Below are 24,903 nucleotides of genomic sequence, written 5' to 3'. Positions count from 1 at the left end.
TTCCAAGAACTTAATAATTAAGTATTTGATATTAAATAATATGCTATTTAATTCTGCAAACATGTATTTCCAGTTGGCATAATGTAATACTGCGTTAAATTCATAGTGGACTAAACCAGTTACTTCATATTCAAAGCTCACTGAAATTGAGTAGCATATCGATTTGAATTAGCTCATAGCATCGTCTTGGATCGAGCCCACAGTCGTTTATATATTTTGAGAAAATTACTGAGCACTGGATCTTGGATCTGGGCTAAAGGATAAATTTTGGATCAGACTCAACCTGACTCATATTCAAAAATTATTCACTCATTGAGCAGAAAAAGGGTGAAAACAGCGTGAACATAAAGTGATGCAAACAGCAACTGTTTCATTAAAACCTGCACATAGAATAAGCAGATATTTGGACTGAATAATATGCCAAACATTTCCGAACTTGTTGCTAACAATCCAAAAAATATAATTCAAATCCTGTTAAAGAGCTTTATTTCATAAAATATAAGGAAAAGACCAAGAGCAATAAGATAAACAGAATCGCGGTGCAGCATTTCCAGAATGTCAGGGGATGACGCTCAATCACAGGACGTGAAACAGATTTTTTTAATTCAAGATCAGGCTGTTTCAAGTCATAGATAAATGCTGAAAGTGCCTCATAACGTTGCTCTGGACGAATTGACAGTGCTTTTTTAAAAATCGCATCCAAACCCTTGGGCAAATCCGGACGATATTCAGACAGTGAATGATAGCGTACCTTTTTTAATTTTTTTTCGGTCTTGCAGCGCGCCAGCTCTGTCCCATAAGGCAATTGCCGGGTCAATAAATAATAGCTCATCACTGCCAGTGAAAACTGATCTGATTTTACCGAGGGTGAGCGCCCTATAAAATACTCTGGTGCCATAAATGCCAACGTTCCCAAAGGCACATCTGCATGTTTAGGATTCAGTTCGACCAGCCCTCTAACTGCCGTCGATCCATAATCAATCAGTTTTACTTTCAAAGCATCAATCGGTTCAAGCAGCATGACATTTTCTGGCCGTACATCCTGATGCAGCATTTCAAGTCGATGCATGGCATTCAGTGCTTTGGCCACCTGTTCAATAATCGGAATCAGTTGTTTTAAACTTAAAGCAGTTTTTTGACGATGTAGCCATCGGTTTAAGCTTTCCCCTTGCAAGTATTCATAACTTTGAAATAAAAACTTTTTACTGCCTGTATGCGGATAGTAGTGCATCAGGTTTTCATGTTTTAAACGCTTGGATACCCAGTCTTCCAGCTGGAATTGTTCCACTGCTTTCAGGTCATCCTGCAAATCGACAGACAAGGTTTTAATGACCAGCTGAGCTTGTGTGGCTGCATCCTGCGCCAAATAAAGGCTACTGCGATGATTTTGGTGCAGGATTTTATGAATGCGATAACCTTCAAACAAATCACCATGACTGAGTTGCTGTGGAAATAAAATATTTTCCTGAATCTGAAAGCTTTTCTCTTGAGCTAATGCATCAATTCGGATGATTTGAATGGTGAGATTGTCATCGCTGCCGCGCTTTAAGGCCAGTTCGACGATAGATTGGGCAATAGTATCCAGATTTTGTTTTTGCTGCAGCATATCCGAGATCTGCTGTATATCGATAAATTCATAGACACCATCGGTCATCAAGAGAAACAAATCATCTTCACATAATTCAAGTTGTTGATAATCGACTTCAATCCGATGATCTACACCTAAAGCACGACTTAAATAATGCTCGGTTGAAGATAAACGAACCCGATGATCAATGGTCAGCTGTTCAATGCTTTGGGCTTGAATGCGATAAACACGGCCATCACCTGCATGAAAAATATGTGCCCTGTTTTGTTTCAAAATCAGTGCACTCAAGGTGCAGACATAACCATGATCTTTATCAAAACGTCCCTGACTCTGTTGGGTTTGCGCATACAGCCAAGAGTTGGTCGCACGAATCACCCGAGCAGCTGAAGTTTGAGTACTCCATGCATCCGAAGTTGAATAATAATCGGATAAAAAACTACTGACCGCCGTTTCTGCCGCAATATGGCTGACATTGCTGCTGCTAATCCCGTCTGCAATGGCACAGGCAATACCTTTGCTGCTCAGCGCATGGCCTTCAGGAATATAAATGCCATAAAAATCCTGATTTTGTGCTTTGATTCCGGCGGAAGAATATTGTCCGATACTGATTTTTAATTTTTTATTCATTGTAGACACTCGAAAAGGGATCGAATCGATCCCTTCAATTTCAAGACATAAATATCATGCTCAAATTAAAATTCTTTTTTATCACCTGTACGGACATGCGTGGTATACAGCGCCAAACCAGTTAAAGCTAAACCACCAACCAAGTTACCCAGCACTACCGGTAATTCATTCCACAAGAAATAGTCTGTAATCGAGAAATCACCGCCCATCATCATGGCAAATGGGAACAGGAACATATTCACGACAGAATGCTCAAATCCCATGGCAAAGAACAGCATGATCGGCATCCACATGGCAATGAACTTTCCACTTACAGTTGTTGACATCATGGCGCCAATCACACCAAGTGACACCATCCAGTTACACAGCATGCCGCGTATAAAGATGGTCATCCAGCCAGCAAAGCCATATTCGGCATAACCCAAAGTCCGGTCTTCACCAATATGAGCAATTTTCACGCCGACTTCGTTTGGTTCAGCTGCGAAACCCATGGTATAGACCGCCGCCATCAAGATCGCGACGGTTAAACATCCAATAAAATTGCCTAAAAACACCAGACCCCAGTTTTTTAAAATACGCGCCCATGTCACCCCTGGACGTTTGTCTAGCCAGGCCAAAGGAGTCAATACAAATACCCCGGTCAGCAGGTCATAGCCCAATAGATATAACATGCAAAACCCGACTGGAAATAACAGTGCACCGATCAGTGGCACCCCTGTCTGTACAGCAATCGTCACCGCAAATACTGCTGCCAGCGCCAGAATCGCACCGGCCATAAATGCACGAATTACAACATCACGTGTGGCCATATGCAGTTTTGCTTCACCAGCATCGACTACTTTTTTTGCAAACTCTGCAGGAGCAAGATAAGCCATAGTTTTATCCCCTTTATATAAAAATTTCTTGCCTGTTATTAAATAAAAAGACGCCTAAGGTCTATTTCAACCCTAGGCGTCTTTGCCTTGCATTATTTAAGCAGATCAATCATGTCATGGCGCCGTTGCCATATTTACTAAATAGATCAGCAAATAACGTGCCATATTTTTAAATGTAATTGGCTTTGTTGCACCAACCTACAATTGAAGGCTTATCCAGCAATATAATTTCTGAATGAGCAAGCCTAAAATTTAATCCTCCCCAACCCTCCTTTGCTAAAGAAGGGCTGGAGAGCTTTATCCGATTAGCCTACTTTCCTTAATGCAAAATCCCGACCAAAAAGCAGCTTGCTGCGGATATTACTAATTGGTGTCTGATCTGCAATCAGTTCGGCATACCATGCCCCATCTTCAGTATCGCCAAACAACACCGCACCGATGACTTTGTCCTGTTGAATGATGATCCGTTTATAAATCTGACGCTTCTCATCATTCAGCACGATATCTTCGAAATCATTAGTCGGTTCAAAATTACCTGCCGAGAATACGTCACATCCGCTGACCTTAAGCTGGGTCGGAACAGTCGGTGCCTTAAAGGTCAGTCGGCCATGTTCAGCCAGATGAGTCGCACAGATAAAGGCCTGTCCCCATAATGGCTCAACCAATCCAAAGGTCTGGCCACGATGCTCAATACATTCACCCACCGCATAAATACTCGGGTCATAGGTCTGCATGGTGTCATTCACCAGCACCCCACGATTACAGCGCAAGCCAGCCTGTTCAGCCAGAGTTTTATTTGGACGAATCCCGACGGCAAAAACTACCAAATCGGCATCCAGCATTGTCCCGTCTTTTAAGCGCAGTTGAGTCACGTGACCATCACTACCGAGCAGCTCTTCGGTGTTGGCTTTGGTGATAATCCTAATACCTTTTTCTTCAATTGATTTCTTCAGCATTTGACTGGCTTTCATGTCCAGCTGACGATCCATAATACGGTCTATCAGATGTAGCACCGTTACATTCATCCCTCGCTGTTTCAAGCCATATGCGGCTTCCAGTCCTAACAGACCACCGCCAATGACGACGGCATTTTGCTTGGTTTTGCAGTAATCCAGCATGCGGTTAACATCCTGAATATCCCGGAAGCTCATCACGCCTTCAAGTTCAGCACCTGGAATTGGCGGTATAAAGGGTTTGGAACCAGTGGCGAGGATCAGACGATCATAAGCAACCATTTCGCCTTTTCCGGTATGCACCTGTTTGCGTGAGCGGTCGATAGAGAGTGCTGCATCTCCGCCAATAAAACGGATACCTTTTTCAGTATACCAGTCGACTGAATGCAACATAATTTCGGCAAAACTTTTCTCACCAGATAATACCGGTGACAACATGATGCGGTTGTAATTGCCCCATGGCTCTTCCCCAATCACGGTAATGTCATAACGATCTGGCGCCATATCCAGCAAGTCTTCCAGACAGCGCATACCCGCCAGCCCATTCCCGACCAATACCAGTTTTAAACGCTCTGTGTTTTGACCATTACTGGAAATATAGGTCTTTTGTGCAGTTGGGCTGATAAAGACTGTGCCATTTTCAATTCGGGTTGGAAATACCAGTAATTTCTGATCTTGCTCTTCCAGACAACGGCCGGTCACCAGACTGAAATGCTGCTTGTAAATTGGGGATGCGACTACACGCTCACCTTGCAGATCGCCCAGAATGCCACGTGCCATGACATTGGCCAGACTAAACGGATCCTGATTGCTGAGCGCATACACCCGCTGTTCCTGACCCACGCGAAAAATTGCAATCTGTTGATCTTCAATCAAAGCTGCAACACCAGTATTCGGGGTGATCTCATCCAGATGACAGACTTCGTACCAGTTCAGTTCGTTCATATCTTTTAAAATTGTCATTTTCATTCTCCCTGACTGTGGTGTTTAGGCTTCAACCACTGGAATACGGTTGAGATCACGTTCAGCGTCAGTCTTTGGCCGGATCTGACCACGTACAGGTGCAAACTGAATATGCGGGTCATTCTGCTCGGCTGCTTTGGCGTTGATAAAGGTTTTAAAGCGTTTGCGTACTTCTGGATCTTCAATCGCGGTGCGCCATTCATCCTGATAAGTGCCAATCACATGCTGCATACGGCTTTCCAGTTCAGCCGCAATGGCAAGCGAATCGTGCACAATGACATCTTTCAGATAATCCAGCCCACCTTCCATATTGTCACGCCATACACTGGTGCGCTGTAGACGATCCGCCGTCTGGATATAGAACATAAAGAAGCGGTCGATATATTTGATGAGTGTGGAAGTATCCAGATCTGAAGCCAGCAGTTCTGCATGGCGCGGCTTCATACCGCCATTGCCGCAGACATATAAATTCCAGCCTTTTTCCGTGGCAATCACCCCCACATCCTTGCTTTGTGCTTCGGCACATTCACGGGTACAGCCGGATACGGCCATTTTGGTTTTATGCGGTGAACGCAGGCCCTTGTAACGGTTTTCCAGAAAAATCGCCAAGCCGACAGAATCATCGACGCCAAAACGGCACCAGGTACTGCCCACACAAGATTTCACGGTACGTAAGGATTTGCCGTAGGCATGTCCGGACTCGAAACCGGCATTGATCAGTTTTCCCCAGATTTCCGGTAATTGATGTACCTGCGCACCAAACATGTCAATCCGTTGTCCACCCGTGATTTTCGTATATAAGCCATAATCTTTGGCAATCTGACCGATGCTAATCAGGCCATCCGGAGTAATCTCGCCACCTGCAACACGCGGCACAATCGAATAGGAACCATCTTTCTGAATATTACCGAGATAGTAGTCGTTGCTATCCTGTAAACCGGCATGGCTAGGTTTTAAAACAAAATCATTCCAGCAGGATGCCAGAATATTGGCTACGGTCGGTTTGCAGATATCACAGCCCATGCCGTGCCCATGTTGCTGAATCAGGTCAGAGAATGTCTTGATTTCATGCACGCGTACCAGGTGATACAGTTCCTGACGTGAATAGGCAAAGTGTTCGCACAGGTGATTGTTCACCGTGACACCCTGACGCTGTAATTCAGATTTGAGAACCTGCGTCACCAGTGGCGCACAGCCACCGCACGCCGTTGCAGCCTGCGTGCATTTTTTCAGTGCACCCAATGAAGTTGCACCGCCATCAATGGCTGAACAGATATCAGCTTTGGAAACGTTATTACAGGAACAGATGGTCGCACTGTCAGGCAATAAATCAATACCACTACCACCTGATTTTGAAGTTGACTGATCAAAGCCCGGCATGATCAGGCTTTCTGGTTGCTCCGGTACAGCCAGACCATTCAGCATCATTTGTAGAAGATCGCTATATTCTTTGGCACAGCCCACCAGCACTGCGCCCAGCAGCTTGGTTTTGTCTGCTGACACCACGATTTTTTTATAAACCTGCGCGGCTTCATCAGCATAGAAATAGCTCAAGGCATCTGGTGACATGGCGTGTGCATCACCAATAGAAGCAACATCCACACCCATCAGTTTGAGCTTGGTGCTCATGTCGGCACCAGCGAATGCATGGCTCTCTTGGTCCAGTACATGTTTTGCCGCGATCCGCGCCATGTCATAGCCCGGTGCAACCAGACCATAAATTTTATTGTCCCAAAGTGCACATTCACCAATGGCATAAATGTCCGGATGTGAGGTCTGGCAATAATCATTAATGATGATGCCGCCACGCTCACCAATCAGCAGGCCGCTCTGGCGCGCCAGTTCATCACGCGGACGAATACCGGCCGAGAACAGGATGATATCGGTTTCAAGTACCGAACCATCTCCGAACTTCATTACATGCTGAGCGTTGTAACCATCTTCAATAGATGAGGTTGCTTTTTGGGTATGCACCTTGACACCAAGGTCTTCAATTCTAGAGCGCAGTACCCGGCCGCCCAGATCATCAATCTGCACCGCCATCAAGCGCGGAGCAAATTCTACGACATGGGTTTCCAGATTCAGATCTCGCAAAGCCTTCGCTGCTTCCAGACCCAGCAGACCACCGCCAATTACCACACCGGTTTTGGCATTCAGGCTGGCTGCGCGAATGGCATCCAGATCTTCAATGGTACGATAAACAAAGCAATTCTGACGGTCATTGCCCGGGATTGGCGGTACAAAGGCATAAGAGCCGGTAGCAAGAATCAACTTGTCAAAATTCAGCACATCACCCTGGCTGGTGGTGACGGTTTTATTGAGCTGATCAATTTCAACTGCTTTGGTATTAAGACGCAAATCAATGCCATAGGCATCGGCAAAATCACTACGGCATAGGCTCAGATCCTTGACCGACTTGCCGCTGAAATATTCAGTCAAATGTACCCGGTCATAAGCTAAATGTGGCTCTTCTGCCAAAATGGTCAGCTCAATGTCATCACCGGCCTGTTCCAGTACAGATTCGATGAATTTATGCCCCACCATGCCATGCCCAATCATGAGAATTTTCATATCTGCACTCCAACTATTGTTTTTTTAAAGATGATAAAAAGCCGCATATCACGTCTAGGCATTGATATGTCTGCTGATTGAATATGTTGTAAATACCGCAACCCAGCGCTTTGTAATGCTGGAGGAAGGGTTGAAACGCTTGTGCGTTTTGTATTGCTGAACAACTGACCATGTCATTTATCCTGTGCTGAACGAAATACCAATCACACTCCTTGAAAGTGCAATTACGATCAGAACGGACATCGTTGGCCGTTGTTAGTATTGAAAGTCATCTTTGACGATTTAATAAATGCAGAAATCATGCCAACTTTTCCAACAAGAAAACGCCTTATTCCAGGCAGATGATCTACCTAAATGCTTCATTTTGATCAGCTATCAGCTGAAATCCCTAAAGCTATGCACCAAATTGAACAGAAAAATAGAATTTTATGCACCAATTTAATGGCATGTTTTTTGCTTTACTCCTGCTTGAATATTCCTTAGGCCTTACTTGAAAATATTCCATGTCCAAATTACGAATTGCTCTTATTGATGATGATCTGGAGCGCGCCCAATTCATCCAGGAATCCTTACTTTCACATGATTTTCAGGTGGTGGCCTGTTTAATCCTGAATGACCTGAATATGGTACATGTTAAGGGTATTCATGCAGATGTGATCCTGCTGAATATGGATCATCCGCATCGGGATATTATTGAAAGCTGTGTCAGCCAATATGAACTTCCCACCGTGTTGTTTACCCAAAACTCCAATAAAGACACCATCAAAAGTGCCATTGATGCCGGGATCACGGCTTATATTGTCGATGGTATTGATCCCAGCAAATTAGAAAGCATTCTGGAAATATCAATTGAACAGTTCCGCAAGCATAAAAAGCTGCTGAACGATTTAAAAGAAACCCAAGACAAGCTGATTGACCGTAAAGATATCGATAAAGCCAAAGCATTGCTGATCCAGCTGCATGCATTATCTGAAGAACAGGCCTTTGCCTTATTACGTAAAAATGCCATGAGTCACCGGATTACCATTGGTGAAATGGCCAGACGCCTGCTCGATGCACAGAAGCTGTTATTGGGCCAATAAGGAAAAGCATATGTCCACATTAGAAAAAACTGAACTCAATATTGGCTATATTCCTTTGCTTGATTGTGTGGCCATTCTCTGGGCCGAAAAACAGGGTTATTTTGCCGAACAGGGATTAACCATCAACTTAATCCGGGAGGCCTCCTGGTCCAGTTTAAGAGACCGTCTGGCCTATGGCTTTCTGGACGCTGCGCATTGTTTGTCCGCCATGCTACCTGCTGCTGCTCTGGGTACAGACCAGTTACAGGTGGCTTTGCAAACCCCGTTGGTACTGAGCATGAATCAGGCTTTTATCAGCCTGCGTCAAGATCTGTGTCATGAATTGGGAATTGATGCAGAAGATGATGAAAAAAGCAGTTCTCAAAAACTGGTGCAGGCCTTGCAACAACAGCAGAAAATGAATCTGGCCTATGTCTATAAGCACTCAATTCATCATTATTGTATAAAAGAATGGTTAGCCCTGACAGATGTCAATATTGCCCACAAGATTCAGCTCATGACCTCACCACCAGCTTCGATGGTAAAAGGAATCTCGGAACAGGTCTTTGATGGCTTTTGTGTGGGAGAACCCTGGAATATTCAGGCCAAGCTTGAAGGCTATAGTTTAATTGTCGCTGCAAGCCAGAATGTCATTCCTAAAGTTGCCGACAAGGTTCTGGCCATGACTCAGGAATGGGCAGAATTACATCCATGCACGGTGAAGGCTTTGGTCAATGCTGTCCAGAAAGCCCAAACGGATTTAAAACAGCGTGCTGATCTGTCCCAAGTTTGGGACATGCTGGTTGATTATCAGATTATCCAGTTTGAATGCTCTGCACAGCGTCATGTCTGTGACTATCATAAAATTCAAAACATCATCCGCAATCTTGTTGGTGCAAGTGCGAAACCGCAGCTTGCCGATTTTATCTGGTTAATCGAGCAGATTGAAAAATGGGATGGTGTCGAAATCTCTGAGATAGAGAAAAAGCAGATTGCAGCACAATGCATGTATGCTGAAATGCTATTTGCTTAAGATTTCATGCAACATATTGCGTAGCCATTGATGACTGGTTTTATGATGACAGGACATATGCCAATACTGCTTTACAGAATAGGTCGGGAAAGCAATCGGTGCCCCAAAAATCTTGAGATTGCCACGTGATAACAGGACTTCACTCAAATAATAAGGCACGGTCGCAATCGCATCGGTTTCCTGTACCACCAGTCCCACGCCTAAATAGCTGGGCAGACGCATTAGAATGTCGCGCTTGAGTTCCAGATTCAGCAATTCATTTTCAATATGGTAATGCCCCATCCCGGCATCAATATCGATATGGGTTTCACGTAAATACTCTTCGGTCGTGATGCTGTCACCCGTTAGTCGCGGATGGTCTTTCGCTGCGATCACCACATAATACTGTTCAAACAGTTTCTGCTGATAAAAGCCATTCTCCAGATTTGGCAAGAAGCCCAAAGCCAGATCAATCTCGCCATTGGCCATCTGATAACTGGTTTCCGAGGTAATCGGACGCACATTCAGGCGGATATGTGATGCATGCTGCTTGAGATACTGTGAAATTTTTGGCAATAACACCAGATGCGATACATCGGTCATCGCCAGTGTAAAACGTTGCTGTGAAGTGACCTGATCAAAATTGATGGTGAAATTATTAATCGCTTCAACTTTACTGAGTGCTTCACTGACCAAGGGAAACAACTGCTTAGATAAATCTGTCGGCAGCATTTCATTGCCAATACGTAAAAATAAAGGATCACCATAATGCTGGCGAATTTTATTCAGCAGATTACTCACCGCTGGCTGGCTCATGTCTAAATGATCAGCTGCCTGAGATACGTTTTTAAATTTATAGACATAATAAAAAATACTGAGCAATTTACAGTCAAGTTCAAACACAGAAACACATTTCCTTTAACTTTCTAATAATTTTGACGAAGATATCATCGACATCATTTTATCAATTGCCAATGTTCAAATATAACACTTTGCAACGATTTCTAGGATCAGTCAATTTCCATGTGGTGTTAAAAATTACTTTTCTCTGATGTGGAGCCTCGTTACAAGTAGTTCTGTTGTAAATATGCACTTCTGTTTTTCCTTGGTCAACTTAAACACGCAAGCTTCATGCTATATACTCAAGCCCACAGAATTAACGATGCAAATTAAGAGAAATATCATATGTTCCAAGGCAAAAAGTTGGTGTGTTTTGATTTGGATGGCACCTTGATTGATTCTGTGGGAGTCTGGAATCAGGTCGATGCTGCGCTGATTCAGGAGTTGGCAAATATTGAAGTCGACTTAAGTCAGATCCAGCAACAGCGCGATCTTCAGCTCAAAAAATTTAAACATCGGCCGGATCCCTATCTGGAATATTGTGCTTATTTAAAAGCGCTTTATGGATTTGCGCCGAATAAAGAAGAAGTAAAAAACCGCCGTTATGCAATTTCACGGCATTTTCTCGATCATGTGGTCGAGCTAAAACCACATGCTGAACGGTTCATTCAAGCCCTGAAACAACAAGGGATTCAGATCGCCCTGACCACAACCACCAGTTTGTTCAATGTGCAGCGTTATCAGGACAATAATCAAAACATTAACAAAAAAATCAGCTTTAATGATGACTTTGCCCTGCTCTTGACCCGTGAAAATGTGCAGAACATCAAGCCGCATCCTGAAGTCTATTTCAATGCCCTTCAGCATTTTCAGGTGCAAGCCGCAGATTGCCTGATTATTGAGGATTCATTAATTGGCGTTGAAGCGGCCAACAATGCAGGAATCGATGTGATTGCAGTTTATGATCAATACTCTGTTCATGAAATAGATTTGATCAAGGTCCAAGCAAATTATTTTGCAGAAGATTTTACTGAGTTATTAAGTTTAGCCCAATAAAAAAAATGCCATGAATCATTGTATTTCATGATATTTTTTTCTGCAGATCTCTGACCTGAGAAGAAAACGTTATTTGGCTTTCTCATAGACTGAGCCTGAACCGACCAGATTTCCTGTTTTTTCATCGATTGCAAAATCAACCATACCTGCACCTGCATTTAACTGAAGTAAGCCATTTTTGCTCACTGCTGCCGGCATCGGATTTTTCTCTTCGGTTTTACCAGTTTCTTTGTCTTTTATGGTGTTGGTAATGAAGTAATTTTCACCATTTTTCGAAATGACCAATACATTTTCAAGTTTTGGATTTTCCAGCGTATTTTTCCAGTTTCCCTGATAATCTGGAGCTGGTGCTTCTGTGAGGTTACAAGCAGTTAAAAGCAGTAATAATGAGATGCCTGAAAAAAATTGAAGATATTTCAAAACTGAGCCCTTGAGTGTGACAACGCGGCCATTATAGAGACAACCCTCTAGAGCTTAAGCAGGTTGTTGTAGGCAAAGCGTTTCAGCAGTACCGTATCTGTTTTTCTTTGGTGATTTTTTTGAAATATCTCTCCATACTTCATTCATAAAAATGGATGATTCAATTTCTACTAAAACGACAAAAAAGCAAAAAAGTCCCCAATAGACCATGTAAATCTATTGAGGCGTAGCAAACGGGTGAATACCACACATTAAAAATTAGGGCATGATTTTAGATTTAAAGTGGCTCAATACAGATTTAGCAGAGTGGGTTTTTTCAATAATCTGTGCAGTCCAGTGATTCGGCAATGAACATTTGGCCAGACGCACCCAAACAGTAGAAAACTGTTTTATAAAGCTCGCTTCATTATAATGAATACCATATTCAGCACACAGCGTTTTTACTTTCGGCGCCACCTGCGCATAGCGATTGGCTGGCATGTCCGGAAATAGATGATGTTCAATCTGATGGCTCAAATTACCACTCAAAATATGCAGCCAGTCCGTCCCGGTAAAATTACTCGAACCACGAACCTGGCGTAAATACCACTCAGCACGGGTTTCATTGTCGGTATTGTCCATCTCAAAAGTTTCAGCATCTTCCGTAAAATGACCATTAAAAATCACTGCAGACGCCCACAGACTACGAATTACATTGGCTACGGCATTTCCGGCAAACACAGGAATGGCATTCGGGCCAGCAATCACTGGAAAAAATACATAATCTTTTAACACCTGACGGCGCATTTTTTGACGCAGTGGAGCCGCTTCTTTCCAAACTTCTTTCCAGGTTTTGGTTTTATAGGCAATCACATCTTCCAGATGCAAGCGTTGCAGGCCGACATACCATTCAAAAAACACCATTAACTGCATGCCCAGTGGAATATTCAACAGGAAACGTGGTTCCCATTTTTGGGATTCACTGACCCGAATCAGGCCATAACCGACATCATGATCCATCCCGACAATATTGGTATAGGTATGATGAATATAGTTATGGGTATATTTCCAGTCATCTCCTGTGGAAATCGTATCCCAGTCATAGGTGGTTCCGTTCAGGGTCGGATCATTCATCCAGTCGAACTGACCGTGCATGACATTATGTCCCAGCTCCATATTTTCCACAATTTTGGAGATGCCAAGCAGCCCTGTCCCTGCCAGCCAAACCGGTGGCAACCAGCCAGCAAACATCAACATGCCTCGGGATGCAATTTCGCTATAACGGACAAAATTACGGATTTTATAAATATAATTGGCGTCTTTTTCACCCAGATCGTCCATGACCTCGCGGCGGATCGCATCGACTTTAGCACCAAACTCCTCAATCTGTTCAGGACAGAGAAATTGCGACTTACTGTGTCGTTTAAAATCAATTTGCATATTCATGGGAGCACCTTTTTATTCGTTTAATACTGGCTTATAAATTAATAACGACTGGACTCATCGCCTGGGAAATACAAAGTTTAATCTGGGTGTTATTGCCATGATCAACCTCACCGGTCAGGACATTACGCACCGAGCCACTGACTTTGGTACAGGAACAGGTATTACAGATTCCCATCCGGCAACCATGAGCAGGACGCAGGCCTGAATTTTCAGCGCTTTCCAGCAAGTTGGACTGAGCCTGAAACACTTGCTGCGATCTTAAAAACTGTACTGGCTGCGCCTTAATTTTTTCATCGACCACAATCTGGAAATATTCCGAATGAAAATTAGATTTCAAATCCAGTTTTTCTACAATTCTAAGTGCAGCCTTCATCATCCCAGCAGAGCCACAGGCATATATTTTTCGTTCTGCAACATCTGGCACCAGTTTTTGCAATAATCTTTGATTCAGATGCTGTTGCTGTTCCCGTGTATTAAAATGATGATATTTCAAGTTTGGATGCATTAAAGCCAGGGTTTTCAATTCAGCATGAAAGGCATCATCGCGAGTAAAATAAATCAGGTCGATCTGTTCCAGGGACTGGATCACGGCTTTTTGCAGCAAGGAATATATTGCAGTAATACCACTGCCGGATGCCAGAAATAAAGTGGGCTGGCTAGAGTTTTGCAGTATAAAGTCACCTTGCGGCTGCGAAATTTCAATGACAGCCCCGATTTGCATCTGGCTCAAGGCGCGTGACACTTTGCCTTGCTGTTTCACCGCAATAATCAAATCACCATTTTTTAATACCGTCACCACAGAATAATATCGCTGATGACGTACACCATCGAGTCTTATTGTTACTGCAATATGCTGGCCAGCCTGAAATGACCTGGCTTTAAAATTATGATTCGGGCGCAAGTGAATCTTGAAAAAGTCAGGACTGATGGCCTGAATGCCCATAATGGCCGCTTTAACTTTTTTAAACGCCCAGGTTGGATGGATTTTTTCACCAATAAAATCAATGAAATCTTCACGAACCCAATGCGGCTGATAGGTCGGCATACTTGTCATTTTTATCCCCTTATCCGCAGACAGTAATATTAATGTACAACTGTCTATTTATTATGTTGTCAGCATAAAGCGTTTTATAATTCAGACCATATCAATACAGGTCAAATTATGTGCTTATCAAACATAATAGAGCTTTTTGTCGGACAATATGAAGCAAAAGCATCTGCTGAAACTGTAGTTTTTTAGAAAAAGGGATTTTTATATCTGTTAATTCTGCTAACTCTATATAAAAAACTGACTCCTGTATAGAAGTCAGTTTCAATCATTCACTTTGATTATCAGATTCAATGTAAAACTCTAGCCTGCTGCTTGTTCCATGAGAATAGCGCCATAGAGTTCCCGCAAATCTTTTTTCAGCATCTTTCCAGTTCCACTTAGTGGAATTGAGTCTACAAAAACCACTCTGTCTGGAACCTGCCATTTAGCGACTTTATCATGATAATAATCAAGAAGATCAGCTTCACTAATTTGACTCTCTGGTTTCTTGATGGCAATCAATACCGGACGTTCATCCCACTTTGGATGCTGGGCGGCAATCACCGCCGCCATCGCAATTTCCGGATGGCCCATGGCAATATTTTCCAGATCCACCGATGAAATCCATTCGCCGCCAGACTTGATTAAATCTTTGGAACGGTCACTGAGTTTTACAAAACCATCTTGATTCAGCGTGCCAATATCCCCTGTATCTAACCAACCATCCTCAGTCAATGGAGATTCTTGCTTACCGAAATACTTATTAATAACCCAGTGCCCTTTCACCTGTAAACTTCCGATAGTTTCACCATCTCGTTCAATTTCATGCGTACATTTTTCTACATCAGTTAAACGTACACTAACCCCAAATGGCGGTCGGCCTTGAGACAGACGAATCTGCTGTTTTTCTTCATCTGATAGCTGCAAATGTTTGGCTTTGAGCTGATTGGCAGTAGCCACTGGACCTGTTTCCGTCATGCCCCAAGCATGAATTGTTTCACAGTTAAACTGCTCTTTGAAAGTTCGTAACATTGCCGGTGGACAGGCCGATCCTCCGATTACATTACGTTTCAGACTTTCCAGCTTGGAACCTGACTGGTTTGCTGCGGCAATCAAACCCTGCCAGATGGTTGGCACGCCAAGCGCCACTGAAACTTTATACGTATCAATCAGATTCACCAGACTAACACCATCAAGACCTGGCCCCGGCAGTACCAGCGTACATCCCACCATGGCCGCCGCGTATGGCGTGCCCCATGCATTCACATGGAACATCGGCACCACTGGCAACATAATATCGGCAGCCGAGACATTTAGTGAGTCCGGTAAAATGATGGCATAGCTATGTAATACAGTAGAGCGATGACTATATAGCACGCCTTTAGGGTTGCCCGTGGTTCCTGATGTATAGCACAGTGAACTGGCTGAGTTTTCATCAATGATTGGCCATTCAAATTCTGTGTGTTGACTGGAAATCAGATCATCATAAAATTGTACTTCTGGAATGGCTTCAGTGACGCTCGGATCGGCAGCATCCAGACAGATAAAATGCTCGACTGAGGTCAGCAGCGGTTTTACCGCTTTGATTAAAGGTACAAATGTTTTATCAAAGATGACCACACGATCTGCCGCATCATTCATAATAAAAATCAGCTGCTCCGGAAACAGGCGCGGATTAATGGTATGACAGACCAGACCGCTGCCAGAAATAGCATACCAGGACTCTAAATGGCGATGATTATTCCAGGCAATGGTGGCAACCCGATCTCCCTTTTCCAAGCCGAGTTGTTGCAATACCTTGGCAAAACGTTTCGAGTTTTGATGAATTTCGCCCCAGTTGGTCACCTTAATGCTGGTGTCGGTATTTTTGGAAATTACCTCGGTATCGGCATGATAGCGTCCTGCATGTTCAATCATGCTGCTGATCAGTAAAGGCTGAAACATCATATTTCCGAGCATTGTCCACTCCTTTGTGCTTGTTATTGGTCCGTGTATTCGTATCGTTGTTATCTAGACATGATGGAGCGGTCTAAGACCGTGACATAGTTTTTATCATCATGTGGACTGAATTTAGCAAGTAAATCTGAATTTGTAAGTATCGAATTGTGACAAATTAAGAGAAGTGACTCAGGCGTATAAAAATTAGAATACGATTGATGGAGAGGTAGAGAATTTCCCTAGAAAGGTTGAGGCCTGATATTCAGTTTAATGATCATGTATTGAGTTCATGTCGACCCGATTAATACAACCATCCCATTTGAATAGAAATATTTACTTGGATACTGATCTTAGAAGAACAGTACAGCAGATCGATAGAACGCCAGCTTGAAAATAGACTGACAACCACATTAAACTTAATTTGTTATATTGAGCATCTTGAAATATGCTATAAATCAAAATAATTAGAACAGTCTTAGTTCAAGCAAGTGTATGTATAAGTCTGAAAAACTGGCGCAGAATATCCGTCAGATGATTGAAAACGGCGTATGGAGGGTACATGAAAAATTACCTTCACTCCGCGAACAGACCCAATTGTCTGGCTATAGCCTGATGACGGTACTCAATGCTTATCAGGAACTTGAAGCGCAAGGTCTGGTTTATGCCAGAGATAAATCCGGCTATTACGTTGCAGAGCGTTCTACAGATCTGGTCAACAGCAAACAACCAATCCAGATTAGTTTAAGCCCAAAAGTTCAAATCAACTCTGTGGTATTTAATTATTTAAAATCGATCCAAGCTGCAGAAATTGTGCCTTTTGGTTCCGCATTTCCCAATGCAGAGCTGTTATATAACGCCAAATTTATGCAGATTCTGGCGCAGCAGGCCAAAAGAAAAAGCAGTTATAACAACCAGAATCATATGCCGCCTGGCAATCAGGATTTACGCCAACTGATTGCCAATCGTTACCAGTTGCAAGGCATTGCTTGCCATGCAGATGACATTGTCATTACATCCGGTGCACTAGAAGCACTGAATCTGTCTTTACAGGCATTGACCCAACCCGGTGATTTTATCCTGCTGCAACAAACCATATTTTATGGGGCCTGGCAGGCAGCCGAGCGTTTGGGGCTACAGGTGATTACTATCCCTGAGCATCCGCAATTCGGTTTTGATCTAGCATCATTTGAACAGGCTTTGAAACAGTATCCGATCAAGGTGTGCTGGCTAATGCTGAACGCGCATAATCCGATTGGCTTTACTGTTAGTTCGGAAATTAAACAGAGAATTGCTGAACTTTTGTATGAGTATCAGGTCTATTTAATTGAAGATGATGTTTATCAGGAGTTGAATTATGGTTCATCCAAACCGCTACCAGTTAAATATTTTGACCAGCATCAGATGGTGCTGCACTGTGCTTCATTTTCCAAAACACTAGGCATGGGCGCACGCGTCGGTTGGGTCTATGCCGGTCCATTTTCCGATGCCATTCAGCATTTGCAGCTCATGAGCACTTTAACGGTCAGTCCCTTACTCCAGAACACGCTGGTAGAATTTATTTCGCATCATCATTATGAAAAACATTTACGACAGCTAAGACATCATCTGGAAAAATATAAAAAGAAGTTTTATCAGGAACTCAAAAACCGCTTAGCGCCTACATGTAAAATTTACTATTATTCCAGTGGTTATTTTCTCTGGATCGAATTGCCAAATGGTCTAGATGGACAGGTGCTTTATGAGCAACTGATTCAGAAAGGTATTTCAATCGCCCCTGCATTATTGTTTAAACCGGATCATGCCAGTCAGCATTATATGCGCCTGAATTGTTCTTTTGAATGGACCACCGAGATAGAAAATGCAGTCAATCTGCTGGCAAACACTATTCTTCAAAAGAACAAAAGCGTGGCTTAATTCAGCCACGCTTTTCTTAACTTAAATATTCTGTTTAAGCAATATTTTAGAAGTTATAAATGGCAACCGCATTAATTCGGTTGTCTTCGCCTGTTTTACTACCAATTGGTGTAGCGGCAGCTACTGCCTCACGTTCACCATAGACATATTCCAGACCAAAACTTAAAGGCTTGGTTGGGCTATAGAACACGTTTGCCCATGCTTGCCAAAGATCCTTGTTAGTTTTGGTCTTATTATCTGCTGATAAAGCATCAATATAACCAGCATCCTGATCAAAACTCATATAGCCATAGCCCAAAGTGCCACGCAATTTGTCATTGAACTGTTGGGTTAGGCCCACAGTGATCGAGTCAAATTCACTTTGTTTTAGCCCATCATCAGTGTTCAAAGTACCGGTATTTGAGAAAGAAACGAAGCTACTATCACCTTTAACATGATAGTAATCGGCTTTTAAGGTAGTACCCGGTACAACTTCATATTTTGCACCAAGTCCTACACCCCACGCCATTTCTTCATCTTCATTAATACGTTTTTCATGACCCATGGCACGGGCACTGACATTAAGATCATCAGCAAACTTATGATTTAAACGCGCTGTTAAAGCTGGCAGACGTTGAGTTAGTGTTTTGTCTTTTGGATCTTCAACGGCAAGAACCAAATTTGTAGTTGGACTGAAAGCAGTGGTATGGCGAACCTGTGCAAAACGTTTTACTGAACCGCCAACATAGGCCATTGCATCAATGGTTTCTGGCATATAATCCGGTACAGCAAAGTTTGACCAGGTTTGACCGATCAGCCAATTGGCATAACTCATATAAGCATGACGGATCCGTAAGTTATCAAAGTTAGCCCCACTCAGAAAGTCTACTTCAACTTTACCGCTTAACGCTTTATCCCCAGCACCAACAGGTGCTTTAAAGTCCATGCCTAAACGCGTTGCAGATAAAGTCGAGCTTAAACGGTCACTATTTCCGGCAGTACCTTCCAGTGCCACGTTATTGATCTGGTTATATGGCCAATCGATAGGACCGCCGTCAACCTTATAAGAGGCATCGGCACGGACATTTCCATAAAGATTGAATTCAGCACCGCTGGCAAGTTTCATCACAGGTTTGGCAGATGCCGCTGCTGCTTGCTGAGTTTGTACAGCGGTATTTAATGTCGCAGTCTGTTTTTGCTGTTGCTCAACCAATGCGCGTAAGGCCTGAACTTCCTGACGGAGCTGTTCGATTTCTTGCTGACTGTTTTGTGCAGTTTGCGCCTGAGCTGATACGCCCATGCCGCCCATACTCATTGCAATCATACTCATCAATAATGTACGTTTTAATGTTGGCTTATTGATTGATTTTTGGGTAAATAATGTCGTGTTCATCCTAAACTCGCTTTTTATTGTTCGACTAGATTCTAGCAACAGATCACCACCCGTTACGATGGCGATCTATATCATTGACGATATTATATTGATTAATTGAAGTTTAACTTATTGGGTCGCGTTCTCAGCCACAGGATTTGGCTTCATGCTAGATCTTGCAAGGGCTTGCGCATCTACTGAGGTCTTTAAGTTGACCAGGAAAATCGCAAGTGCAGCAATCACACCAGGAATCGCAATAGCAAAGAAGTTCATTTGATGCGGTAAATTCATGGTTAATAAAGCACCAGTCAATACCGGACCAACAATCGCACCAATACGTCCAATACCTGATGCCCAGCCCATGCCTGTAGAACGTACAGTCGATGGATAATATTGTGCAACAAAGGTATAGAGTAGAATTTGCGAGCCAATTGTTGCAGCACCCGCCACAGCAATCAGGGTGTATAGGACGAATTGCGGACTGTTAAAGCCAAGCAGAATCAGGGCCAGTGCACCACATAAGAACATGATGGTCAGTACTTTCTTGATATGGAAGCGATCTGCCAGATATCCACCACCGATTGCACCGATCATGCCACCAATATTTAAGGCAAACAGGAAGATCATGCTGGCACCAAGCGAGTAACCGGCCTGAATCATCAGTTTTGGCAACCAGCTGCCCAATGCGTATACCATTAACAGGCACATAAAGAACGCTAGCCAGAACATGAACGTACTGAAACTGCGGCCCTGTTGGAAAAGTGCTTTTAATGGCGCTTCATCACCTTTCTGCACTTCATTCAGTACAAATTGAGTATCATGGGTAATGACCTGTTCCGGAGATATTTTTTGAATAATATCGTGCGCTTGGGAAGTCTGATTTTTGTTGGTCAGGTACATCAGTGATTCTGGCAAGTATTTCCAGATCACTGGCAAAAGCAACAGTGGAATACCGGCTAACAGGAACATGATTTTCCAGCCATATTGCGGTACCAGCCATGCACCCAACAGTGCCGAGGTCATACCACCAATCGCATAGCCACTAAACATTAAGGCAACCAGGGTGCTACGGATACGCTTGGGCGCATATTCGGTCATCAGGGCCACTACGTTTGGCATGACGCCGCCAATCCCCAACCCCGCCAAGAAACGCAAGATTCCGAATTCAACCGGTGAAGTCGCAAAAGCACCTATAAAGGTAAAGCCACTAAAAATAGCCACACAAATCATAATGGTTTTTTTACGGCCTAACTTGTCGGACAGGGTTCCGAAAGTCATGGCACCGAACATCATACCAAACAGTGCAGTACTGGCCAGCATACCTGCTTGCACTGTAGTTAATGACCATTCTTGCATCAACAGAGGCAAGGCGACCCCATAGATCACCAGATCATAGCCATCAAAAATAATGATCAGCAAGCACCAGATCAATACGCCCCAGTGAAAGGGCGTAAACTTTGCTTCATCAATCAGCGTATTTATATTCACTTTATTTGTAGACATCTCCACCTCCAGATTGTGAAGTTCAATTTATGAAAGCCACAATGAAGAAGATGCACGCTAATGTCCAAAACTGAATAGGCATGCCTTTATACCTATAAAGTCTGATTCAAGCTAAACCGTTAAATTAACTGGAAAATATATTATTTAATCATGAATTATTTTTCGATCAGCAGTCATCATCCTGTAAAAATCCGGTTCCTGTTTGTGCATGTTTGAGTGGTTTATCAGACTTAAAACACCGAACGATCATACTTTAATGCTTCAAGATCATAGACTTGATAGACAGCATCAAATAGGTAGCGGATATATTCACTTTCATCCATATTACGCATGGCCATAAATACAGGACTCACAGCAAATGCATCTGCTAAAGGTATAAAGTTGAGATGGGCCAATTTAATATTTTGTGCACTTTCCGGCGCGATACAAACACCCTCTCCCGCCGCTACAAAACCGAGTGCCAGCTGCAATTCGCGTACAATCCGCAGATTTTTAGGCTCTAATCCATACTCAGAAAATATGCCGCGCACCTGGGTGGCAAAATTAGCCTTTCCCGTATTCGGATATAAAAACAACTGCTGATCGACCAGTTCAGATAAATGCAGGCTCTCGCGTTGAGCAAGGACATGACTGGCATGTGCTGCCACCACCAAGCGCTCTTCACGCAACAACACTCGTTTTATGGCCGGATCCGAGATTCTTAAGCGGCCAAAACCGACATCTATACGGCCTTCTTTGAGGGCCTGAATCTGTTCATAAGTATTCATTTCCATCATCTCGATTTTGAGATAAGGATGCTGCTGTTTAAACAAAAACAGAATACGCGACAGTAAACCGAACAATAAAGAACCAACAAAACCGATGGTAATGGTGCGATCTGCAATGCCGATGCGCTTGGTCATCGACTTAATTTCTTCCGCATTAGACAAAAGTTTAACAGCGTGCTGATAGAAGAACTGACCTGCTTCTGTGGTCTTCAATGGACGGCTACCACGCTCAAATAACTGAATATCCAGCTCTGCTTCAAGGTTTTGGATCTGTCTGCTTAAAGGAGGCTGAGCAATAAATAGTTTTTCTGCCGCTTTAGTAAAACTTTGCTCTTCTACCACTGCAACAAAATAGCGTAAATGTCTAAGTTCCATGATCTAGAATACCTTTAAAGTATAAAAAAATGCTAAATCGATCTTAGACCAATCAACATTATTCTTTTAAGGTATATCAAATCGAAGCATTAAAGCAAGAATGTGAATCCGTATTATGTATAAGTCAGTTGAAACCTTGCTGGTAGAAATCCCGACCATTCGCCCTCACAAGATGGCTGTGGCGACGATGCAAACCCAGACCCTGGTCTTAGTTAAAATCACCACTGAAGATGGTTATATCGGTTGGGGTGAGGCAACGACGATCGGCGGCTTAGGTTATGGTGATGAAAGCCCGGAAAGCGTTAAAGTCAATATTGAAACTTATTTCGCCCCCCTTTTAAAGACATTATCCGGTTTAAATGTTGCACAAACATTACAAGCGATCAAAAAGAATATTAATGGTAACCGTTTTGCCAAATGCGCGATTCAGACTGCCCTGCTAGATATTCAGGCACAGCGCATGCAGCAGCCGCTCAGTGAAGTCTTAGGTGGCCGCTTACGTGACAGTATTCCAGTGCTTTGGGTCTTGGCTTCAGGCAATACAGAAAAAGATATTGCTGAAGCAGAAAAAATGATTGCAGCAAAACGCCATAACATTTTCAAACTCAAAATTGGTTCCCGTCCAGTTGAAGAAGATGTTGAGCATGTGCTGGCGATTAAAAAAGCCCTGGGCAAAGACATTTCGATTCGTGTCGATGTCAACCGTGCCTGGTCAGAATTAGACGCCATTAAAGGAATTCAGTTGCTGCAAGACGGCGGTGTTGATCTGATTGAGCAGCCATGTGCGATTGATAACCTCGATGCAATGCGCCGTCTCACCCGACGTTTTGATATTGCCATCATGGCAGACGAATCTTTAATGGGCCCACATTCAGCCTATGAAATTGCAAAACAAAACGGTTCATCTGTTTTTGCAGTGAAAGTTGCCCAGTCAGGTGGTCTGATCGAAGGTTGTGAAGTCGGAAATATTGCCAAACTTGCAGGAATCGATCTGTACGGCGGCACCATGCTGGAAGGTCCGGTCGGCACGATTGCTTCGGCACATGTATTTTCAACCTTTGAAACATTAGCTTTTGGTACTGAACTGTTTGGTCCTTTGCTACTGACTGAAGATATTTTGAAAACCCCACTCAACTATCAAAACTTTGAACTTGAGATTCCGAAAGGATCTGGTCTGGGGATTGAGTTGGATGAAAACAAGATTGACAACTTGCGTCGTCAATAATTCGAGGAGATACCCATGCTTTTCCATGTACGGATGGACGTGAACATTCCACAGGATATGCCAGTGGAACAGGCCAATGAAATCAAGGCCATTGAAAAAGCCTATTCCCACGACTTGCAACGTCAGGGTAAATGGCGCCATATCTGGCGAATCACTGGCCAGTATTCAAACATCAGTATTTTTGATGTTGAAAGCAATGAAGAATTGCACAGCCTGCTTCAGGGCCTGCCACTCTATCCCTATATGAAGATCGAAGTGATGGCATTGAATCGTCACCCTTCTTCTATTCGTGATGACGACAGCTAATTAAGAATATGGGAATTGGGGAATAACGTTATTCCCCTTCCCACAGCAAGACCAGAGGGTAACCAAACAAGGATTGTGGCCAGCAAGATTTAGCCAGCCAGAGCAAGCTAAACAGCGCGCCACATAAAAGAATGTAGATATACTGAGGAGTAATAGTATGAATCGCCAAGAAATTGATGCATTAGTAAAACAAATGAATGTCGACACTGCGACAGGTCCTGTAGATGAGCGTGTACAGCAAATTACTGTACGTTTACTCGGTGATCTTTTCCAGGCGATCGAAGATCTTGATATTTCACAAACTGAATTGTGGAAAGGTCTTGAATACTTTACTGATGCAGGCCAAGCAAACGAGCTAGGTCTATTGGCTGCAGGTTTGGGTCTAGAGCATTACTTGGACCTACGTGCTGATGAAGCAGATGCAAAAGCAGGAATTAGCGGTGGTACACCACGTACCATTGAAGGCCCACTTTATGTCTCAGGTGCACCAGAGTCAGTTGGCTTTGCACGTATGGATGATGGTTCTGAATCAGACAAAATCCCAACGTTGATCATTGAAGGGACAGTGACGGATACTGAAGGCAATATCATCGAAGGCGCTAAAGTTGAAATTTGGCATGCCAACAGCCTAGGGAACTATTCATTCTTTGATAAGTCACAGTCTGATTTCAACTTACGTCGCTCTATCTTCAGTGACCAAGACGGCAAATACGTTGCACTCACAACAATGCCGGTCGGTTATGGCTGCCCTCCAGAAGGTACAACTCAGTTTGTACTGGACAAATTAGGCCGTCACGGTAACCGTCCATCGCATGTGCATTACTTCGTATCTGCACCGGGCTACCGCAAGCTGACCACTCAATTCAACATCGAAGGCGACCAGTACCTGTGGGATGACTTTGCATTCGCAACCCGTGAAGGCCTGGTGGCAACTGCGGTGGATGTGACTGATGAAGCTGAAATTGCAAAACGTGGCTTAAAAGGTCCTTTCAAACACATCCAGTTCGATATTGAACTTGTCAAAGAACAAGCTGCTGCACCAACGACTGAAGTTGATCGTCGCCGCGCTAGCGCTTAATACAACTATAGAAGCGGGGTATGTT

General features: G+C 43.4%; 19 protein-coding genes. 7 read left to right on the top strand and 12 right to left on the bottom strand.

From position 1 onward, the window contains the following. Nucleotides 1-484 precede the first annotated feature (484 nt). The 4 genes from FTU82_RS03750 to nirB form a co-directional block, all read right to left on the bottom strand. A complete protein-coding gene (locus FTU82_RS03750) occupies nt 485-2,215 on the bottom strand; it encodes a bifunctional protein-serine/threonine kinase/phosphatase (RefSeq protein ID WP_180101023.1) in 1,731 nt (576 codons plus the stop codon). Between the two features lie 65 nt (nt 2,216-2,280). Then, entirely contained in the window at nt 2,281-3,090 is an 810-nt protein-coding gene (locus FTU82_RS03745) for a formate/nitrite transporter family protein (protein ID WP_005170868.1), read from the bottom strand. Nucleotides 3,091-3,395: 305 nt separating this feature from the next. Further along, nucleotides 3,396-5,006, bottom strand: a complete 1,611-nt coding sequence (gene nirD / locus FTU82_RS03740; RefSeq protein WP_180101022.1) for a nitrite reductase small subunit NirD — start codon at nt 5,004-5,006, stop codon at nt 3,396-3,398. A gap of 24 nt (nt 5,007-5,030) precedes the next feature. Next, nucleotides 5,031-7,577: a nitrite reductase large subunit NirB gene (gene nirB / locus FTU82_RS03735; RefSeq protein WP_218947726.1), complete on the bottom strand. Its 2,547-nt coding sequence runs from the start codon at nt 7,575-7,577 to the stop codon at nt 5,031-5,033. Nucleotides 7,578-8,080: 503 nt separating this feature from the next. On the opposite strand from nirB, the gene FTU82_RS03730 reads away from it, so the two are divergent. After that, nucleotides 8,081-8,659, top strand: a complete 579-nt coding sequence (locus FTU82_RS03730) for an ANTAR domain-containing response regulator (protein WP_159515756.1) — start codon at nt 8,081-8,083, stop codon at nt 8,657-8,659. Nucleotides 8,660-8,669: 10 nt separating this feature from the next. Continuing rightward, the gene (locus tag FTU82_RS03725) at nt 8,670-9,671 is read left to right on the top strand and encodes a CmpA/NrtA family ABC transporter substrate-binding protein (RefSeq protein WP_005096939.1); all 1,002 of its coding nucleotides are present in this window, start codon (nt 8,670-8,672) and stop codon (nt 9,669-9,671) included. Here the strand turns inward: FTU82_RS03725 and FTU82_RS03720 are convergent. Beyond that, the gene (locus FTU82_RS03720) at nt 9,660-10,553 is read right to left on the bottom strand and encodes a LysR family transcriptional regulator (RefSeq protein WP_005096940.1); all 894 of its coding nucleotides are present in this window, start codon (nt 10,551-10,553) and stop codon (nt 9,660-9,662) included. The two genes, FTU82_RS03725 and FTU82_RS03720, sit on opposite strands and share 12 nt — an antisense overlap. Nucleotides 10,554-10,835: 282 nt before the next feature. Between FTU82_RS03720 and FTU82_RS03715 the strand changes: the two genes are divergently transcribed. Further along, nucleotides 10,836-11,546: an HAD family phosphatase gene (locus tag FTU82_RS03715; RefSeq protein WP_005096941.1), complete on the top strand. Its 711-nt coding sequence runs from the start codon at nt 10,836-10,838 to the stop codon at nt 11,544-11,546. Between the two features lie 69 nt (nt 11,547-11,615). On the opposite strand, the gene FTU82_RS03710 is transcribed toward FTU82_RS03715, so the two are convergent. From FTU82_RS03710 to FTU82_RS03690, 4 genes are all read right to left on the bottom strand, one after another. Beyond that, nucleotides 11,616-11,966 (bottom strand): hypothetical protein, encoded by a 351-nt coding sequence (locus FTU82_RS03710; protein ID WP_074382760.1) that lies wholly within the window; start codon nt 11,964-11,966, stop codon nt 11,616-11,618. A 258-nt stretch (nt 11,967-12,224) separates the two neighbouring features. Further along, nucleotides 12,225-13,391, bottom strand: a complete 1,167-nt coding sequence (locus FTU82_RS03705) for an acyl-CoA desaturase (RefSeq protein WP_180085391.1) — start codon at nt 13,389-13,391, stop codon at nt 12,225-12,227. A gap of 31 nt (nt 13,392-13,422) precedes the next feature. Further along, nucleotides 13,423-14,445: a flavin reductase family protein gene (locus tag FTU82_RS16025; protein WP_005096945.1), complete on the bottom strand. Its 1,023-nt coding sequence runs from the start codon at nt 14,443-14,445 to the stop codon at nt 13,423-13,425. 297 nt (nt 14,446-14,742) lie between these two features. Beyond that, entirely contained in the window at nt 14,743-16,380 is a 1,638-nt protein-coding gene (locus FTU82_RS03690; RefSeq protein WP_180085389.1) for a long-chain-fatty-acid--CoA ligase, read from the bottom strand. Nucleotides 16,381-16,851: 471 nt separating this feature from the next. Here FTU82_RS03690 and FTU82_RS03685 point away from each other — a divergent pair, with 471 nt between their 5' ends. Beyond that, the gene (locus FTU82_RS03685) at nt 16,852-18,273 is read left to right on the top strand and encodes a PLP-dependent aminotransferase family protein (protein WP_180085387.1); all 1,422 of its coding nucleotides are present in this window, start codon (nt 16,852-16,854) and stop codon (nt 18,271-18,273) included. A gap of 46 nt (nt 18,274-18,319) precedes the next feature. Here the strand turns inward: FTU82_RS03685 and FTU82_RS03680 are convergent, their stop codons facing one another. The 3 genes from FTU82_RS03680 to FTU82_RS03670 all read right to left on the bottom strand — a co-directional run bounded on the left by FTU82_RS03680 (nt 18,320) and on the right by FTU82_RS03670 (nt 22,269). Continuing rightward, the gene (locus FTU82_RS03680) at nt 18,320-19,645 is read right to left on the bottom strand and encodes a DcaP family trimeric outer membrane transporter (protein ID WP_180085385.1); all 1,326 of its coding nucleotides are present in this window, start codon (nt 19,643-19,645) and stop codon (nt 18,320-18,322) included. A 108-nt stretch (nt 19,646-19,753) separates the two neighbouring features. Beyond that, a complete protein-coding gene (locus FTU82_RS03675) occupies nt 19,754-21,127 on the bottom strand; it encodes an aromatic acid/H+ symport family MFS transporter (RefSeq protein ID WP_180076334.1) in 1,374 nt (457 codons plus the stop codon). Nucleotides 21,128-21,357: 230 nt separating this feature from the next. Continuing rightward, entirely contained in the window at nt 21,358-22,269 is a 912-nt protein-coding gene (locus FTU82_RS03670; RefSeq protein ID WP_005096953.1) for a LysR family transcriptional regulator, read from the bottom strand. A 115-nt stretch (nt 22,270-22,384) separates the two neighbouring features. Here FTU82_RS03670 and FTU82_RS03665 point away from each other — a divergent pair, with 115 nt between their 5' ends. The 3 genes from FTU82_RS03665 (at nt 22,385) to catA (ending at nt 24,878) form a co-directional block, all read left to right on the top strand. Next, nucleotides 22,385-23,494: a muconate/chloromuconate family cycloisomerase gene (locus FTU82_RS03665; protein WP_005170827.1), complete on the top strand. Its 1,110-nt coding sequence runs from the start codon at nt 22,385-22,387 to the stop codon at nt 23,492-23,494. A 15-nt stretch (nt 23,495-23,509) separates the two neighbouring features. Beyond that, nucleotides 23,510-23,800, top strand: coding sequence for a muconolactone Delta-isomerase (gene catC / locus FTU82_RS03660; RefSeq protein WP_005170825.1), 291 nt, complete (start codon nt 23,510-23,512; stop codon nt 23,798-23,800). Between the two features lie 157 nt (nt 23,801-23,957). Then, nucleotides 23,958-24,878 carry a catechol 1,2-dioxygenase gene (catA, locus tag FTU82_RS03655; RefSeq protein WP_005170822.1) on the top strand — a complete coding sequence of 307 codons (921 nt, stop codon included), beginning with the start codon at nt 23,958-23,960 and terminating at the stop codon, nt 24,876-24,878. The last annotated feature ends 25 nt before the right edge of the window (nt 24,879-24,903 follow it).

The sequence above is a fragment of the Acinetobacter sp. YH12151 genome, assembly GCF_013418355.1.
GTDB lineage: Bacteria > Pseudomonadota > Gammaproteobacteria > Pseudomonadales > Moraxellaceae > Acinetobacter > Acinetobacter pseudolwoffii.
This window is presented reverse-complemented; position numbering and strand designations above follow the sequence as displayed.